Source organism: Micromonospora sp. BQ32 (assembly GCF_059358895.1).
The window spans coordinates 276717-294231 of record NZ_JCADBI010000004.1 but is presented as its reverse complement, the minus strand read 5'-3'; the positions used below and the strand labels follow the sequence as shown (position 1 = coordinate 294231).

The 17515-nt window shown below is 67.8% G+C and carries 13 protein-coding genes and 1 pseudogene; 10 read left to right on the top strand and 4 right to left on the bottom strand.

The features are described from left to right. Positions 1 to 4: 4 nt before the first annotated feature. From AC5L30_RS10890 to AC5L30_RS10880, 3 genes are all read left to right on the top strand, one after another. The gene (locus AC5L30_RS10890) at positions 5 to 565 is read left to right on the top strand and encodes a hypothetical protein (protein ID WP_494866884.1); all 561 of its coding nucleotides are present in this window, start codon (positions 5 to 7) and stop codon (positions 563 to 565) included. 387 nt (positions 566 to 952) lie between these two features. Then, positions 953 to 1579 (top strand): DUF642 domain-containing protein, encoded by a 627-nt coding sequence (locus AC5L30_RS10885; RefSeq protein ID WP_494866883.1) that lies wholly within the window; start codon positions 953 to 955, stop codon positions 1577 to 1579. A gap of 378 nt (positions 1580 to 1957) precedes the next feature. Beyond that, the gene (locus AC5L30_RS10880; protein ID WP_494866882.1) at positions 1958 to 3163 is read left to right on the top strand and encodes an esterase-like activity of phytase family protein; all 1206 of its coding nucleotides are present in this window, start codon (positions 1958 to 1960) and stop codon (positions 3161 to 3163) included. A 126-nt stretch (positions 3164 to 3289) separates the two neighbouring features. On the opposite strand, the gene AC5L30_RS10875 is transcribed toward AC5L30_RS10880, so the two are convergent. Beyond that, positions 3290 to 3625, bottom strand: coding sequence for an STAS domain-containing protein (locus tag AC5L30_RS10875; RefSeq protein ID WP_494866881.1), 336 nt, complete (start codon positions 3623 to 3625; stop codon positions 3290 to 3292). Positions 3626 to 3851: 226 nt separating this feature from the next. Between AC5L30_RS10875 and AC5L30_RS10870 the strand changes: the two genes are divergently transcribed. Next, the gene (locus AC5L30_RS10870) at positions 3852 to 4106 is read left to right on the top strand and encodes a three-helix bundle dimerization domain-containing protein (protein ID WP_494866879.1); all 255 of its coding nucleotides are present in this window, start codon (positions 3852 to 3854) and stop codon (positions 4104 to 4106) included. Positions 4107 to 4225: 119 nt separating this feature from the next. Here the strand turns inward: AC5L30_RS10870 and AC5L30_RS10865 are convergent, their stop codons facing one another. The 3 genes and pseudogenes from AC5L30_RS10865 to AC5L30_RS10855 form a co-directional block, all read right to left on the bottom strand. Continuing rightward, positions 4226 to 6097 (bottom strand): NAD-binding protein, encoded by a 1872-nt coding sequence (locus AC5L30_RS10865; protein WP_494866878.1) that lies wholly within the window; start codon positions 6095 to 6097, stop codon positions 4226 to 4228. 196 nt (positions 6098 to 6293) lie between these two features. Beyond that, positions 6294 to 7877: pseudogene (gene abc-f, locus AC5L30_RS10860) on the bottom strand (ribosomal protection-like ABC-F family protein); the annotation flags it as partial. A gap of 446 nt (positions 7878 to 8323) precedes the next feature. After that, positions 8324 to 9388, bottom strand: a complete 1065-nt coding sequence (locus tag AC5L30_RS10855; protein ID WP_494866877.1) for a trypsin-like serine peptidase — start codon at positions 9386 to 9388, stop codon at positions 8324 to 8326. A 671-nt stretch (positions 9389 to 10059) separates the two neighbouring features. On the opposite strand from AC5L30_RS10855, the gene AC5L30_RS10850 reads away from it, so the two are divergent. From AC5L30_RS10850 to AC5L30_RS10825, 6 genes are all read left to right on the top strand, one after another. Then, positions 10060 to 10512, top strand: coding sequence for a hypothetical protein (locus AC5L30_RS10850; protein WP_494866876.1), 453 nt, complete (start codon positions 10060 to 10062; stop codon positions 10510 to 10512). Beyond that, complete coding sequence (locus tag AC5L30_RS10845) at positions 10509 to 13409, top strand: tetratricopeptide repeat protein (RefSeq protein ID WP_494866875.1); 2901 nt, start codon at positions 10509 to 10511, stop codon at positions 13407 to 13409. The genes AC5L30_RS10850 and AC5L30_RS10845 overlap by 4 nt, the downstream gene beginning before the upstream one ends. A gap of 279 nt (positions 13410 to 13688) precedes the next feature. Then, on the top strand, positions 13689 to 13835 hold the full coding sequence (locus AC5L30_RS10840) for a hypothetical protein (protein WP_494866874.1): 147 nt from the start codon (positions 13689 to 13691) through the stop codon (positions 13833 to 13835). 98 nt (positions 13836 to 13933) lie between these two features. Continuing rightward, on the top strand, positions 13934 to 14389 hold the full coding sequence (locus AC5L30_RS10835; RefSeq protein WP_494866873.1) for an SRPBCC family protein: 456 nt from the start codon (positions 13934 to 13936) through the stop codon (positions 14387 to 14389). A gap of 416 nt (positions 14390 to 14805) precedes the next feature. Further along, a complete protein-coding gene (locus AC5L30_RS10830) occupies positions 14806 to 16293 on the top strand; it encodes a tannase/feruloyl esterase family alpha/beta hydrolase (protein WP_494866871.1) in 1488 nt (495 codons plus the stop codon). Between the two features lie 455 nt (positions 16294 to 16748). After that, entirely contained in the window at positions 16749 to 17411 is a 663-nt protein-coding gene (locus tag AC5L30_RS10825; protein ID WP_494866870.1) for a VOC family protein, read from the top strand. Positions 17412 to 17515: the final 104 nt, after the last annotated feature.

Sequence of the window (17515 nt, the reverse complement as noted above, 5' to 3'; positions counted from 1 at the left end):
AGGGATGAGAACCGCATTCACCAGAGCCGCACGCCTCACCGCCGCGGCCGTCATGGCGACGACGGTGGCCCTGAGCGTGGCCGTCGGCCCCGCCCAGGCGGACCTCTGGCAGCACACCGACGGGTTCGAGGGGGATCCGGCAGCGGTGTGGGAGTTCCACCGCTCCGGCGTCGGGAGCGGAGCCTTCGAGCTGGGTGCGGGAACAGCCCGGTCCGGTTCGAACAACGCCATCCTCACGACCTCGACCGGCGGCTGGTCCGGGGTGGGCAAGCTGCTCACCGTGCGGCCGCGTACCGCCGGGCACTCCACCACCTGCGGCGGCGGGTTCTTCGTCCGGGCGGTCAGCGGGCCGGCGGTGCTCAACGTCGAGGTGATCGATCCGGCGGGCTGGACCTACCTCGCGCTGCGCACCGTCCGGATCACCGACACCGTCTGGCGGCGGCATGACGTGGCCAGCTACGCGAACGGTCCGACCCAGGTCTTCATCCGGGTCTCCCTGCTCGGTGGCAGCGGTGCCGTCCGGGTGGACGACATGGCCTTCCAGTGCACCTTCTTCCGCGCCTGAGCAGGTCGACCACAGTGGGGCCGGCGCTCTTGGCGCCGGCCCCGCAAGGTCCGCCCGCCCTGTCCCGGCCCAAGCAGGTGGCGTTCTCCCGCGAAAACGGGCACCTACCGCGATGATTCACAATCCGTACCCGGGGTCAGGCCCGTACTGCGGACACGCATTCGCTGCCCGACGGCAACCCTGTCGGGGGAAGTGGATGTCAAGACCCTCCGGTACTCAACCGTTGTCAGATTATGGCTGGCTTATGGGAATTAAAGAGCCTTGCGAGCATTTGCGGCGTCACCGTAGCGTCACTGAAGGGCATCGATTTTCCAGCGTCCGGTGTCAGGTCCGTGGAACGAAGTCCCGGGCACGGCCGCCGCCGATGCCGACTTCGGAAGGACAAGCATGGCAACGAAACGTCCACGTACCCATCGCACTGCCATCGGCGCGGCGCTGACGGTGGCGCTGTCCGTCCTCCTCACCGCCCTCTCTGCTGGTCCAGCCGTGGCGGCCACCGTCTTCGCCGACGGTTTCGAGAGCCCCGCCATCACCAACGACTTCGTCGAGTTCGCCGCCGGCCAGCAGCTCGGCCCGTGGACCGTCACGACCGGCACCGTCGGCCTGACACGCGACTGGGAGGCCGCAGAAGGCAACCAGTCACTCGACCTCAACGGGTTCAGCGCCGGTGCGGTCGCCCGCACCTTGCCCACGAAGCTGCTCACCACCTATCGAGTGAGCTACGCCCTCGCCGGCAACCCCGACAACGGCCCGCTCGTCGTGACGGGCAAGGTCACGGCCAACGGCCATACCGTCGACAGCTTCTCCTTCGACACCGCCGGCCACACGCCATCCGACATGGGATACGTGTACCGGACGTTCTATTTCACCAACGTCCTCTCCACTTCCACGATTCTGCAGTTCGCCAGCACCACGGTGGACGCCTTCGGCCCCGTCATCGACGACGTACGGGTCGAGAGCTGCCTGCTCGTCATCTGCCCCGCCGGAACGCCCACGGCCGTGCGAGTCGCCTAGGTGCCGCCCTGGCCGGTTGGCCGAGGTTGTGTGACGAATAACCGGCTCCCGGGGGCGCATCCGGCCGTCGTAGGTGAATCCCCTGCGACCGGCCGACGAGGTCGAGGTCGTACGCATGTCACTCCGAGCAGATCCTGTCGCACGCCCAGCGCTTCAGCCGCGAACCCCTGGGCGATCTATTCGCCGCCTGGCTCGCCAGCCCGACGCTGCCCCCGCTGCCTCACTGACCGCCAGCGTGGAGAGTCGGGATCGCCGAGAAGGTGGCCGCACGTTGCGCGTGTATTCCCCTGTGGCTAGTTCGAATTCACCGCGTCGCTCTACCGTGCCATCGGATCTCGACCGAGAACGTCCTGCTCCTACGTGAAGAGATGAGGATTGATGGCAGTAAGCAAGCGGGTTGGCCTGGGTGCCGCGGTGGTCGCCCTGACCCTGACGCTGCCGGGCGCCGCGTCTGCGGCCGAGCGGAGCACGTGGGACCGGGCCGAGTTGGTGACGTTCGCCGCGCTGCCGGCAACGACCTTCGTGCCCGGCAGCGAACCGTCCGGCTCATCGCTCGGCATTGCTCCCATCAATGGGATCATTCCGCCGTTCGCCGACCAACCGATCCAGGGGTTCAGCGGCGTTCTCCGCAACACCGACGGTACCTTCGACGTGCTGTCCGACAACGGCTTCGGCAACAAGGCCAACAGTGCCGACTTCGTGTTGCGTGTTCAGCGGATCGCGCCCGATTTCGCCACCGGCGCCGTGGACGTGGTTGGTGGCATCAACCTGACCGACCCGTACGGCAAGGTGCCGTTCCCCCTCACTCGTGCCGACCGCGTTCTCACCGGCGCCGACTTCGACGTCGAGTCGATCACCCGGACGACGGACGGCACGTACTGGCTCGGGGATGAATTCGGCCCGTACCTGTTGCACTTCGACCGGGCGGGCCGCCTGCTACAGGCACCGGTGCCGCTGCCGGGCGTGTTCGCCCCCGAAAACCCGGACCGCGGCGCGACCTTGGCCAATCTCGCCAGCAGCAAGGGCTTCGAGGGTATGGCCCAATCCCCAGACGGTCGCACGCTCTACCCGTTGCTTGAGGGCACGGTCACGGGCGACCCTGTGGGCACTCTGCGGCTCAACGAGTTCGACACCAGGACCAACGCCTACACCGGCCGACGCTGGGCCTACGCGCTCGACTCTCCTGCTCACGCGATCGGTGATGCCATCATGGTTGACGGCGACCGTTTCCTGATCATCGAGCGAGACAACGGCCAGGGCGAGACGGCAAAGGTCAAGAAGATCTATATTGCCGACAAGCGCGATCGGAATCGCGACGGCCTGATCGACAAGAGGCTTGTCGCCGACCTGATGAACATCGCCAACCCCCGGCACGTCGGCGGGTTCGGTGACACGTTCACGTTCCCCTTCCAGACGATCGAGGACGTGGTGATCCTCGACGACCGCACGCTTGCCGTCCTCAACGACAACAACTTCCCGTCCTCGGCGGGCCGAACGGCGGGCCAAGCGGACAACAACGAGTTCATCGTGATCAAACTCGACCACCGCTTGGACGCGGACAAGCGCATCCTGCGTCGCTACTGACCCGATGCCAGGGGTGGGCAGCCCGACTCGCTGTCCACCCCTGAGCACTCAATCGATTCGAGCACAGCCCGGCACCCGTCGTGCTGGCGCACCTGCGGAGTGCGGGACGTACCGTGCCAGAGCTACTCAGTCGTGGCCGGTGCCGACGTGGCGCAGGCGGTGGGCGGGTACGCCCGCCGTCGCCAACTGATCCGCAATGGCACTCGAGGGGTGATCCAGGAAGACGGCCACACCTTGGTCGTCGCCGAGGTCGCACGCAGCGGCGCAGGTGCCGACGTTGATGGGATCGAGTCCCTGAACCTCGCGCAGGTCGAGGACCAGCCGCAGCGGCCGGTCATGCCGGATGGCCCGCACGACGGTGCGGCGCAGGTCGACCGCGTCGTCGGCGTCGAGCAGGCCGCGTGGTCGTATGACAAGGGTGCCGTCTGAGCTGGTGTCGACGGCGACCGTGGCGCCGGCCATCGCACTACCTTCCGTTACCTGATGTATTCCGAGTCGTCAGGTTAAGGGCTAACAGACAGACGGTCGATCCGTCGGTGCGAATGTTCACCACGTCACGGATACATCACGAGCACGGTCGTGATCAGCGCGACAACGTCCGACGGTGAACATTGCGCGAACGACTGAATGTCGAGTCGATGTTCGGGGCACTACTCAGCGAGACACACGACGACATGCGAGGTGTGCGATGACTGAACCCGCCGCCAGTGGCGGTCTCGTTGACCCGGAAATCGCCCTGCAACGCCAGGTCGAGACGCTCGGACAACGCTTCCCGGATGTGGACCGCGTCGAGCTGTCGACGCGTGTCCACGACACGTACGAGCGCCTCAAGGCCGAGGCGACCGTCGATGTGCACTTGGTCGCCATGACCGAGAAGCAGGTCACCGAGGATCTCCGCGGCGGCGGCGAGGCCGTCCACGTCCGCAGCGACGACACGGCCTGAACGGACACGGGGAGTAGGCGGACTGGCTCTGGCAGTTCGGCCTGACGCTCTGATTCGATCGCAGGGTCCCCGCCGGAATGTACGACGGAACGTGTCCGGACGAGGCTGCGGGGAAGCAGTCACCCACGATCGCGTGGTGCCGGCGCAAGCAGCCGCAAGGGCGCAACGTCGGCCAGGGGCTCAGCGTCAGGGCTGGGTACGGTGCGGGGCAGCAGCGCGGCGAGACCGGCGCGTGTGGCCAGCACGATCAGCCGGTCGGTGCGGACCAGTGGCCGACGTTCCGGCAATGACCAGATGGTCTGCCCCGCCCGGCCGGTCCGCACCGCGATCACCCACACCCCGGCGGGCTGGTTGACCTCGTGGCAGTACCGGCCCTCGAGTGCGGACCCGGCGCCAACGGGAAGGTCGGCCACCAGCAGTACCCGGCGGCCGACCGATATGGTGCCGATCACCTGCCGGCCCATCATGGCGGCCGCGAACGCCGGCGCCGCCAAGGATGAAACGCTACGCGACTCGTTGATGCCCAGGATGCGCTGGGTACGCTCCGCGAAGCCATCGTCGAACAGCCGTAACACCACCCGCAATGGGGGCCGGGTTCCTGCCGACCGTGCTCGGTCCGCCTCGTGCGAGGACCGCCCGGACAGGGCGGTCTCCAAGTTGGTGACATCGTCACCGGTCAACACCACCAGCGCCCGGCAGGTGTGTACGGAGGCAGCTCGCAGCGTCTCGGGACGGGTCGCATCACCGACGACCACCGGCAGGCCCAACTCTCGGGCGACACCGATGCCGCGCGCCGACTCGGTGCGGTCGACGGCGACCACGGAAATGCCGACGGAATGCAGTTCTTCCAGCACCCTGGTGCCGATGTTGCCAAGCCCCACCAGTACGACATGGTCGTTGATCGGCTCGATCATGCCGCCGGCGGCGACCGCCAGCCGGGCGCGCACCAGCGAGTCCACCACCAGGGCCGTCACGGTGGGAAGTAGCGCCACCCCGGTGGTCACCAGTACCACCGCGGTCACTTTCTCGGTGAGCGGTGCGGCTGAGTCGGCCTCGGCGCCTCCCATCGCAGTCAGCAGCGTCAGGTAGGCGGCCTCTCCGAGGTGCACGCCGCGGGTATACGCCAGCAGGACGCTGGCTGCGGCGAATAACGTGGCCGTGCCGGCCAACGCCAGTCGCAGATTGCGGCTGAACACCAATCCGAGGGCCCGAACCAGGCGTGGCCTTCGACGCGGCGGCTCCAGTCGGGGCCGCCGGTAAGCGCGGACAAGCACCAGGTCTGCCGAATCCTGATTCGCTGGAAGGACGACCGGCTCCGAGCCGGTCGTGTCGGCCAGACCGCAGACCACATCCACACCGGCCGAGTCAACGGTGCTACGCAGCGCGGTACGGAGAAGCTCGCCGTCGGGCAGCCGCAGGTACGTCGGCGTGGCGTCCCCAAGCGTGGCGGCGACGAACGCCGGTGCGGCAATCTCGGATCCGGAGAGCACGGCGCAGTCCCCGAGCATCGCCGCCACGCCCTCGCCGAGTACGGGGTTGAATAGCCGGACCACGAGCCGGACATCCGGGGCCAGCTCCCTGGTGATCATGGCGGCATCCACATTGGTCACGTCGTCGACACCGACCAACGCTACGGCTGCAGCCTCCCGGACCCCAGCCTGATCGAGCACCTCGGCGGTCAGGCGCCGCGCAGTGATGATCTCCGGCGGTCTCTCCGCCATCCTGGGTTCCGCAGTGAGATCGGCGATGTCGGGTACGTGGTGACCGCTCGACATCGGTAGGACCACGGTGACCGCGACACCGTAGCGGTCGGCCAGTTCAGTGATCAGACGGCGAGCCACCGCACCGTCTCCGCAGACCACAAACCGCTGCCGGGCCGGCTCCGCGGTAGAACCCTGTCTGGTGTCTTCGGACACAATCGAATGGTAGACAGGCCCTGCACGTCGGGCGACGGCCGCTGCATTCCGCGCTGCGCGCCCGCGAGGAGGCACTGCCCGCGCTGGTCGCCCCGCTGGCGTCGAGCAACGCGGCCAGCTGGCCGCACGCCAGGACTCAGGCATCGCCTCCAGTCTCTGGATGCCGTGCCACATTGACCACATCCCGATGACCGTCGGTGAAGGTTGCCTGCTGTCGGCTTTCCGAGCCGAGAAGGCTGACGAGGCCGCCGGGGGCCACGTGGATCTGCGCCGTTGAGGCTGCGTTTTCCGCTCGCTCGCGCCACCGCCGATCGTGGGTGACGGTGAGGACGGCGCCGGGGTAGATGAGCAGCGCCTGCTCGAGTTGCTCAAGCAGTTCGGGAGCCAGGTGGTTCGTGGGCTCGTCCAGCAGCAGAAGATCGCTGGGTCGAGTGACGGCGAGAGCGACTTCGAGGCGCCGACGCTGCCCGACCGACAGGTGCGCCACCGGCCGGCCCAGGTCGTCAGGGTGGAACAGCCCGAGGCGCAGCAGCGTGTCCGCAGCGTCCTCCTGGTAGGCGGCGGTAGCAGCGGCGAAGACCTCGAGCAGTGTCGCGGGCGAACCGGTCGTGATGTCCTGCCGCAACCGTGCAACACGAATACCGGGCCGGTGCCAGACGGTCCCGCGCTGGGGTGCGAGTTCGCCCGCCAAAACGCGCAGCAGCGTGGTCTTGCCCGACCCGTTGGGTCCCGAGATCAGCAGCCGGTCACCGACCGACACCTCGAGCGACTCCAGCGAAAGCCTCGGCGCCGACCCGTCTGCTCCGAGGCGGACACCGTCCGCGCGGATCAGGGAACCCCCATCGGTGGACGCGGGCCCGGTGAAGGCCGGCGTGAACCGCAGCGGATCGGCGGGCCGCGGGGCGGGGGCCGCGCGCAGCCGAGCTACTCGCTCCTTCGCCATCCGGATGCGTCCCATCGCACCGTGATCTCGGCCGCGTGCCCGGAAGGCGGCGTGGCCGAACAGCGATCTATCCAGCTTCCGCGGGATCGCGTCGAGCCGAAAGGCGTTGGCGGCGACGAGAGCCTCCTGGCGTGCAAGGTCGTGCCGCCACGCCTCGTACTCGGTCAGCAGCCGCCGCCGTTCACTCTCACGTGCGGTGAGGTACCCGGCGTAACCGTCGCCGTATCGGCGCAACGCGCCCCCCTCGACATGCACGATGTCGGTCGCGAAACGGTCCAGCAGCGCACGATCATGGGTGACCACAATCAGCGCCCCACGGTGCGCGGCCAGGCGCTCCTCCAGCCATGCGATACCGGCGCCATCGAGATCGTTGGTCGGCTCGTCGAGCAGCAGCAAGTCCGCCTCGGACGCCAGCGCCGCCGCGAGCGCCAGCCTCGCCTTCTCGCCGCCGGACAGCGTGCTCACCAGCCGGGATCGATCGAGACCGCCCAATCCCAGCCTTTCGAGCCCCACGTCCACCTTCTGATCAAGCTGATACCCGTCACGGGCTTCGAACCGGTCAATCGCCGTGCTTAAACCCGCGAGCAGCACAGCCTGCTCGTCGGAGCCGACGTGCCCCAGCCGCTCCGCGGTCCGCTGGATCTCGTCCTGCAGCCCGCGAATGTCGGCAAGCAGGTCGTCAAGCGCGGCCGCAACGGTGGCGCTGGGCGTGAATCGCGGTTGTTGTTCGGCGATCGCTATGCCACCGGGCAGTTCGACTTCACGGTCGCCGGCTGTCAGCCGTACCGTTCCCGCGAGCACTCGCAGAAGCGTGGACTTGCCGGCGCCGTTGTCGCCGACCACCGCGATCCGCTCGGTGGGGCCGACGATGAGGTCGACCCCGGCCAGCACGGTGCGTTCGGCGAACCTCACGGCTCCGCCACGAATGGCGCACACCCGATGCGGGCGCGACGCGGGCACCTGGGACGGGGGTGCGGGGTATGGGTCACGGGGGTTCCTCCCCACGGCGCACATAGGCGCCGCAGAATCCGCGCTCCTGTGAGCGCGTGAACGTACGGGAACCTCGCGCGGCCGGCGACATGCCTGCACAACGCGCATAGGACCCACCGCGGAGAACCCTCGACGCGGTGTCCCGTACTAAAGAATCAGCGTGCCCACGGAGGCAACGTTAGCAGAGGATCAACGCGGCGCGCCGCCTGATTCCGGCCCCGCGGCCAGACCGCGCCTGGTAGGCGAACAGGCAAGTGCCCGCTGGCGCCCGCCCTACTTGACCAGCGGCGACGCCGTCGCCGAGGTCAAGCGGCGAGGATGCCGATGGGCCGCCAAGGCGCAGAGCGCGCATCGGCGGCCCACCCGTATCAGCCGTTGTCGATCAGGCTGGCGATCTCGTTGTAGATCAGGTGCGCCTTCGCGCCCTGGTTCGACGGACAACCGCCGAGGTGGTGCAGGGCGACGACACGGTGGCTCGCGTTCAGCACGGGTGAACCCGAGTTGCCGCCGGAGGTGTCACAGCTGTAACTGATGTTCCAGGTGTTGTAGTTCGCGTTCCGGACGGCGCAGGTCGCGCCGTTCTGGCTGTCCTCGTAGATCGACAGCCGCTTCGCGCTGCCGTCGCCGTGCCCGGGGATATAGATCCGGGTGCCGTTGCTGGTGGCGGTAGTTGCCAGGTACAGCGTGCCGAATCCCTGGATGGCGGCGAAGTTGTTGACCGAGAACAGGGTGTAGTCCAGCTGGCTGGAGCCGCCGCTGCTCACCCTGTAGAGGGTGGCACCGCTGACCTTGGTGCCGGCGCCGGGATTCGCGCCGCCGCAGGTGGCGCACTGGTAGTTGAACTGCATCTCGCTGCCGCTCACGGCGGACTGCGTCGAGAAGCAGTGCTTGTTCGTCAGCATCCGGTTGGTGTTGCCGACCCGCCAGGTGGTGCACAGTCCACCGCCGCTGATCAGCAGCCGCGCCACCGCCCGGCCGCGGGCGTACTCGGTGGGGTGGCTGTTCTGGTAGCAGACCACGTCCCGGCGGGCGTCGGTGCTGCACACGGACTGGGTGGAGAAGTTGCGCGCGGCGATCTCCGTGCGGTCGTATCCGCGCCAGAACCGGTCAATGGTGGCGGCGCTGCCACGTGAGGGTCGGGTGCTGTGCAGTGTCACCACGGCGGTGTCGCCCTCCACCGACATCGCCCAGAAACCCGGCTGTCCGTCGGTGGTGTAGTCCGAACCGGTCGCCCGGTTCAGGTGGCGGTCGTACCGGTAGCTCTCCTTGCCGTCGCGGCTCGACACGGTGACGTAGTCGCCTTGGGCCAGTCGCAGAGAGCTGAAGTGCACCTTGACGTAGGTGGCACCGGGGTGCTGAATGATCTGCGTCCCGCCGTTGGGGGCGTAGGACAGGGAACTGTCGACGGTACGGAGTTCACCGACCGTGGTCACACCCTCTGCCGAGAACTGGTTCGATTCCGGTGCCCGCTCGGATTGTGGCGCGAGAGGGGCAACCGAGTACGCCTCGGCGGCGGGTACCGACAGGAGGCTCAGCCCAAGTGTGCAGGCAGCAAGCGCGACTGCCCCCGTTCGTAGGCGGCGCAGGCCATGTTTCATCTGTCGCTCCTTCTCAGGAATCAGCACCGAGACGTGCCTTCGGCCTTCATACCTGAGATCACGCGAGACATGTAATCCCATCTATGTCATAGCTGCCTGCCGCGCCGCTTCATCCGCCTCATTTCCGTGGATGCGCCCCGATATGCGGCACATGACCTGCCTGCTCGCCGGACGCGGTGAGCGGGTTGGTCTCGGCCGTGGGTGCAGGCGGGCCGGCGGTGGCGGGTCCGATGATCAGGTTGGAGCTGTCGGCGACCAGGCGGGTGGTGCTGGCTGATGCCGCCGGTTGGGGAGAATGCTTCGGGGACCGGCGTGGACCAGCGTGGTGACCGGCCGTCCGACTCCGCTGTGCTGGGCACCTGTGGCCCGCATGGCCACGTCATGCTCGGCAGAAGCGGCCGCCTGGTGTTGGGCTCAGCGCACCGGCGAACGATCGGAGCTTGGTGCTGAGTCTCGATGACGACTCTCCTGGAGTCACCGGGTGCGGTGACGGCCATGATGAGGCAATGACCGGTGTGCAGAGGACCGTGGTGTGGGCAGCGGTGCTGAGCGTCGGTGTCGTCCTGGTCGGGTTGGGCGTATTCGTCGGTGTGACCCGGCTCGATGACGCGGACAAGTGGGGCAGTGTTGTCGGCGCGTTGGTCGCTGTGCTCGGGCTGCCGCTGACCGTATACGGGGTCGTACTGGCCCGCCGGCCCAGCAGCACCACGAGAGGGCAATCTGTCACCAGCTCGGTGATCGGCGGCGGTGTCACCCAGGTGCGTGAGGTGCGCGGCAACGTGCGGATCGGCGGCACCGCCTGGCCCTTGCCCACCGCTGCTGGTCCGCCTGCTGCGGTGCCCGCGTCCGGCACGGCCGGCCCTAACGAACCCGCAAGCCAGGCGGTTACGGCGGCGTGGACAGCTGGCCCGGTCCAGCAAGTCAACGACGTCGGTGGCGACGCGGACATCGACCGGTGACCTGGCGATCGCCGGCCAACACCGGGCAGCACGTCACCGACAGCATCGTGTTCGGTCCGGTGATCCAAATTCGAGATATCGCCGGCACCGTCACCGTGGTAGCCGACCTGCCCCCGTACCAGGTTGAGGCTTTCGAGCCGGGTGCCGTGCCGCTCCCGGCGGGCGTCGCCCGCCGCCAGCCGAGCCGGCTGCTGCTGGCTCGTCACCAGATGGTGCCCTTCGTCGGCCGCGACACCGAACTGGACGTGCTCGACCGATGGATGGGCGGCGACGAGCCGGTGTCCGTGCGGTTGATCCACGCAGCCGGTGGGCAGGGTAAGACCCGTCTGGCCCGGCACGTCGCCGCCCAGGCCAACACCGCCGGCTGGGTGACATGGAGGGTCCTGCACGCGCTGGGCCAGCAACCCGCCGGCAGCCCTCAGGAGATGCCACCCAGCGCTGGGGCGCTAGTGGTGGTGGACTACGCCGACCGGTGGCCCGCCTCAGACCTGAACCGGCTGATCACCGATTTGAACGCGCTGTCGCTGCGCATCGGCCTGGTGCTTCGGGTGCTGCTTCTGGCCCGGTCGGCCGGGTTCTGGTGGTCCGCGCTGCGCGACCGGCTCGACAGTGATCACGGTATTCCCGCTGAGGCCCAAGCCCTGCCGCCGTTGGACGAGCACACTGACCGTCGTGTGCTGTTCGAGCAGGCCCGTGAACGTTTCCGCGCCGCACTGGATGTGCCCGACACCGCCGGCATCGCCGTGCCGGACCTGACCGACGCAGGATTCCGACAGATCCTCGCGGTACACATGGCCGCCCTGGTCGCCGTCGACTCTCACCACCACGGCCGCACGCCCCCAACGCAACCGCACGCCCTGTCGGCATACCTGCTCAACCGCGAACGCGCCCACTGGCACCACCTGCACGCCCGGACCGAGGACCGCCGGGCCACCAGCCCAGAGATGATGGGCCGCGCGGTGTACCTGGCCACCCTCACCGGTGGTGTCACCCGCGATGACGCCATCACCGTGCTGACCCGTACCCGGGTCACCGAACCTGGTGTGACCACGATCATCGACGACCACCAGTTCTGTTACCCCGCCAGCGACCCGCACATTGACACCGTCTTGCGGCCGTTGCGGCCGGACCGACTCGGCGAGGACCTCATCGCCCTGTCCACCCCCGGACACTCGCACGTGGGCGCAGACGACTGGCCACCCGACGATTGGGCAGCAACCGCTGCGCACACTCTGCTCACTGGTGACCTCGGCGCCTGGACACCGACGGCGATCACCGTCCTCGTCGAAACCGCACACCGCTGGCCCCACATCGCCACAACGGTGCTCTACCCACTGATCCGGCAACACCCCGACCTCGCACTGGCCGCTGGCGGCACCACCATCACTCGCCTGGCCGACCTTCGCCACGTCGACATCACCGTCCTGCAGGCCATCGAAGTGCTGCTGCCTGAGCGACACATCGACCTCGACACCGCCTCCGCCGCCATCAGTACCAGACTCACCCGCTACCGCCTCGGCCTCACCGCCGACCCCGCCGAGCAAGCCGAGATCCTCGCCACTCACGCGGCGCGTCTCAGCAGCGCCGGGCGCTACAACGATGCCCTGGCCTCCGCCGAGGAGGCCGCCGGCATTTACCGGCGGCTAGCCGAGACGAACCCCACCGTGTACCTGCCCGACCTCGCCACGTCACTGAACAACGTCGGCGCGTTCCTGTCCGGGGTGGGTCGCCGCGAGGAGGCGGTGGTCGCGACCGTGGAGGCCGTGACCGCTCGACGGCGGCTAGCCGAGACGAACCCCACTGCGCACCTGCCCGACCTCGCCATGTCGTTGAACAATCTCGGCGCGTTCCTGTCCACGGTGGGTCGCCGCGAGGAGGCGCTGGCCGCGACCGAGGAAGCCGCGACGATTCGGCAGCGGCTAGCCGAGACGAACCCCACCGTGCACCTGCCCGACCTCGCCAACTCGCTGAACAACCTCGGCATTGGTCTGTCTCGGACGGGTCGCCACGACGAGGCGCTGGCCCCGACCGAGGAAGCCGCAGGCATCTACCGGTGGCTAGCCGAGACGAACCCCACCGCGTACCTGCCCGACCTCGCCAAGTCACTGAACAACCTCGGTCTTCGCCTGGGCGCCGTAGGTCGCCGCGACGAGGCGCTGGCCGCGCTCGAGCAAGCTGTGACCATTCGACGGCGGCTGGCCGAGACAAACCCCACCGCGTACCTGCCCTACCTCGCCAAGTCACTGAACAACCTCGGCGTTCGCTTGGGCGCCGTAGGTCACCGGGACAAGGCGCTGACCGCGATTGAGGAAGCCGCCGACATCTACCGGCGGTTAGCCGAGACAAACCCCACCGCGCACCTGCCCGACCTGGCCATGTCGCTGCACAACGTCGGCGTTGGTCTGTCTGAGGTGGGTCGCCACGACGAGGCGCTGGCCCCGACTGAGCAGGCCGTGACCATTCGACGGCGGCTAGCCGAGACGAACCCCACCGCGTACCTGCCCGACCTGGCCAACTCGCTGAACAGCCTCGGTGGTGGTTTGTGTGAGGTGGGTCGCCACGACGAGGCGCTGGCCCCAACTGAGCAGGCCGTGACCATTCGACGGCGGCTAGCCGAGACGAACCCCACCGCGTACCTGCCCGACCTCGCCGACTCGTTGCAGGCTCACGCGTGGGTGTGCCTGAAGGTCAACGACAATCTCGCGGCAGCGTTTGACTCAGTCAATGAGGCGATCCGTCTCTACGAGTCGTTAACCGAGCGGCTGCCGCGCATGTCCTCGGACCGACTGTTCGCGGCGTACCAGACACTCGCCGCAGTGCGCGACATGCTGGGCCGCGTCGGCGAAGCAGCCGATCTGCGCCATCTCGATCAGGATGCGGACGAGCGACAGGACTGATTTGCCTGGTGACCCTGAGGAAGGGTTCCTGCTGTGAAGGCCGCTTGATTCTCAGTCGGGTCTGCCTGCGGTCGGGGCGTAGACGCGTCGCCCGACCCGTCCACCGTCACGAATGAACTGTCCCGCCATCATCCTCTAGTTAGTGGAACCAGGTGCCCAGCGATCGACGCGGCGAGCGGCGCGCTCGAGGCCGCCGAGCAGCTCGGGCGTAGCCCGGCGCTGGCCGGCATCGCGCAGGGCTCGCTCAGCATCTCGGTGATCCGGCTGAAGGAGCTGCGCGTGACCGGCCTCGAGAGCCGGATGACGCTCGAGCTCGAACGCGGCAACCACGGCGAGAGTCGGCACGCAGGAGGTCACCCACGGGGCGAGCATGCGACGCGCTACTCGACGACCACCCGTGGCCGAGCCATGGGCGTCGACCAGTGACCTGGAACGGAGAACCAGGGTACGACACGGGCTCGCCAGGCCCCTGCGGTCGGGAAGCCTGAGAGGACGTCAGTCCGCGGGAGATTCAGGAGAACGCAATGTCCGTGATTCACCTCATTGAGAAAACCACCGCGACGCCGGAGCAGGTTCTTGCCGCACTCACCGACTTCGGGCCGGGCCGCTCGGTGGTGTTTGGCAACAGCGCCGACGAGTATTTGACGGTGCATAGCCGGGGCCCTGGCTGGGCTGACGTCACGGAAGGCTCGGGCGGTATCTGGGAACGTCTGCGCTATGACTGGTCGAACCCCCGCCGTGTCACCATGACGACGACCGATTCCAACATCTGGGGCGGCCAGTCGGGTCACACCTATACGTTGCGGCCGGAGCGGGACGGGACGACGGTCCTGGACGTCATCGTGGTCCGCGAGGGCAAGAACCTCAAGGGCCGATTGACAGGCATTGTGCTGGGCTCGGTCGGCAAGGGCGTGCTGGGTAAGGCGTTGAAGAAAACGGTCGAAGCCATCGAAGCCCGCAGCATGGCCATCGGTGGTTGACCGGACGTCGCAAGGTGCGGGCGGGGCACGGCCGCACCCTCGGGCCAACCGACGGTGCACGCCTGATTGGTCGCACCACGAATGAGCTGCCCTTCCCCCTATCGATCAACTATCTCGGTCGCTTTCAAAGGTCGGTAGCCGATTCCGGATCCTTCGCAGATCACGCCCTGCAGACACAGTGCTCAACTACTCACCAACGCCTTGGTGGACCGGGTCGGGAAGCAGCCCAGCCCCGGAAACTCGGCCATCCCGCAGGCCGTCACAGAGCGCGGGAATGCCCGGGTCCTCGGCCAGGGTGCACACCAGTGCCTCACCCTGGGGTCAGGTCGTCCCGGTTAGGCGAGGGTTTGGGTATGAAGCGACGCTTGATGATTCTGATGGCCGCGGCAGTACCACTAGCGGCCTCCCTCACGCCCATGGCTGTCAACGCCGCTACCCGCGACGGCGGCACGACCGCCGCTACCACCTGCTCCGCCGTTCCCGTTTCCGCGCCGCTTGGCACGTCAGTGGTTTCGGTCAAGGCTGTCTCCAAGGCCGGCGGCGACTTCACGTTCCCCGCCACCCCCGGGCTCCCGCAGAATCCGCCGATCAACGCCGTGCCGGCCTGGTGCGACATCAATGTCGTCGTGACCCACCCGGGCGCGAACGACACCGTCACCATCAAGGTTTCACTCCCCCAGGATGCGAAGAACTGGAACGGACGTTTCCAGGCCACCGGCGGCAGCGCTTACTCCGCCGGCGACCTCAGCGATCTGAGCGTGCCGCTGATCAGCGCGGTCAAGGGCGGATACGTCGGCGCGGCCACCGACGCTGGCGTCAAGACCGGCCTCGACGCCAGTTGGGGGCTCACCGACGGAAAGGTCAACGCCGGCCTGCTCACCAACTTCGCCTCGCGCTCGGTGCACGACATGGCGGTCATCGGCAAGGACGTGGCCAACAAGTTCTACCAGCGCACGGTGAAGTACTCGTACTTCACCGGCTGCTCGACCGGTGGCCGCCAAGGTTACTCGGAGGCACAGAACTACCCGACGGACTTCCAGGGCATCCTCGCGAACGCGCCAGCGATCGAGTGGAACCGGTTCGAGATCGCCACGCTGTGGTCGCAGGCCGTCTACAACGAAGAGAAGGTCGCCCCGTCGCAGTGCGAACTGGCCGCCTTCAACACCGCTGCAGTCACGGCCTGCGACCCCCTGGACGGCGTCAAGGACGGCGTTATCCACAACCCGCAGGACTGCAAGTGGGACGCCCGTCGCCTGGTCGGCAAGAAGGTCGTCTGTGAAGGCGAGGAAATCACCATCACCAAGGCGGTCGCCGACGCGGTCAACAAGATCTGGGCCGGCCCAATCTCACCGTCGGGCAAAAAGCTCTGGTACGGCCAGAACAAGGGCTCCGCGTTCAACTTCATCGCCAACCCGGGCGCGCCCTTCCCGGTTCCCGACCAGTGGGCCAAGTACTTCGTCACGAAGAACCCCTCGTTCGACAGCACCAAGCTCACCTACACGACGTTCACGCAGCTCTTCACCTCGGCGACCAAGCAGTACGACGACATCATCGCCAACAACAACCCGAACCTGTCGACCTTCGCCAAGGTTGGCGGCAAGCTGCTCACCTGGCACGGCCAATCAGACCAGCTGATCCCGACCCAGGGCACGGTCGACTACCGCAAGCACGTCAACGCCGCCCTCGGCGGTAACAAGCGCGTCGACGACTTCTACCGGGTCTTCCTGCTGTCCGGCGTCGACCACTGCGGAACGCCGCTCTTCAGCACCGGTCCGCTGGTCAACCCGGGCGCCGACCTCGACGCCCTGGTCAACTGGGTGGAGAAGGGCCAAGCCCCGGAGACCCTCCCAGCCACGTCCGCAGACGGCAAGACCACCAGCAACATCCACCACTACCCGCGGTAACCCGCCATAACGGCCGCGACAACACCACGGCGGCGAAATGCCACCGCGTCGCGGCCTGAACTGAACCGAGTCAACACGGCGGGCCCGGATTGGCATCCGGGGCCGCCGCCACTCGAAAGCCTCTATTGAGGCGCGGGAGTCCCGGTTCAGCCGACGGCCATGGCCATCGACGCCATCGCGCTCATGCATGACCTCAACACCCCCGGTGACCGCCCGGGAGGTCGTGGTCGCCACGGGCCACGCCGCAGACCACGGGTCTCGGCCTGGAGACCGTGGGCGTACCCGAACGGCGCTGACCTGACGGTGAACGAGCGGATGCGGGTGCCCGCGCGATTCCCGCGTTCCCCACCCGGAGCGGAATCTGGCTGCACCTGTTCAACGCGCTGGGCCGCTGAGGCCAGGGCACCTGCCAGGGCACCTGCCAGGGGTTCTCCCTGGGGCGACACCCGAGTCCGGTGCGCGACGGTGAGGACCGGACGTCGAACGGCATCCTGCGCAGCGGAGGAGTGAAGATCGTGGATTTCAAGCTCGAGGTCATCGTCCTGCCGGTCTCGGACGTGGACCGGGCCAGGGACTTCTACCAGAAGGTCGGCTTCCGGCAGGACGTGGACTATGCCGCCCCGGACGGCTTCCGCGTTGTGCACTTCACCCCGCCCGGCTCGGCTTCCTCGTTGATCATCGGAGACGGAGTGTCCGACGCCGCGCCGGGATCGGTGCAGGGCGTACACCTCGTGGTGGATGATGTCGTCGCCGCCCGGGCGGAGCTGGTCGCCCGTGGTATCGAGGTGAGCGAGGTCTTCCACGACGCCGGTGGTGTGTTCCACCACGCCGGCACCCAGGACCGGGTGACCGGCCCTCAGCCTGATCGACGGTCGTACAGCTCGTTCGCGTCGTTCAGCGACCCGGACGGCAACGGCTTCTTACTCCAGGAGGTCACCGCGCGGCATCCGGGACGTGTCACCCACGTCGTCTACGGCTCGGTGCCCGAGGTGGAACAGGCTCTGCGCGACGCCGCTGTGGCGCACGGCCGGCACGAGGCGGAGCTCGGTCACGAGGACCCGAACTGGCCGAGCTGGTACGCCGACTACATGGCGCGGGCCGCGGGTCTCGACTCCTGACTCCGGCACGGTCCCTCGCGCTGTCGACGCGTGAGGGACCGCAGCCCTGAGCAGGCCGTACGCGGGGACGGGTGATCTCACTCGGTGTACCCTCCGCCCGGGGA

Coding starts and splice junctions, on each gene's coding strand:
- AC5L30_RS10890 (WP_494866884.1), top strand. CDS start 5: ATGAGAACCGCATTCACCAGAGCCGCACGCCTCACCGCCGCGGCCGTC.
- AC5L30_RS10885 (WP_494866883.1), top strand. CDS start 953: ATGGCAACGAAACGTCCACGTACCCATCGCACTGCCATCGGCGCGGCG.
- AC5L30_RS10880 (WP_494866882.1), top strand. CDS start 1,958: ATGGCAGTAAGCAAGCGGGTTGGCCTGGGTGCCGCGGTGGTCGCCCTG.
- AC5L30_RS10875 (WP_494866881.1), bottom strand. CDS start 3,625: ATGGCCGGCGCCACGGTCGCCGTCGACACCAGCTCAGACGGCACCCTT.
- AC5L30_RS10870 (WP_494866879.1), top strand. CDS start 3,852: ATGACTGAACCCGCCGCCAGTGGCGGTCTCGTTGACCCGGAAATCGCC.
- AC5L30_RS10850 (WP_494866876.1), top strand. CDS start 10,060: ATGACCGGTGTGCAGAGGACCGTGGTGTGGGCAGCGGTGCTGAGCGTC.
- AC5L30_RS10835 (WP_494866873.1), top strand. CDS start 13,934: ATGTCCGTGATTCACCTCATTGAGAAAACCACCGCGACGCCGGAGCAG.
- AC5L30_RS10830 (WP_494866871.1), top strand. CDS start 14,806: ATGGCTGTCAACGCCGCTACCCGCGACGGCGGCACGACCGCCGCTACC.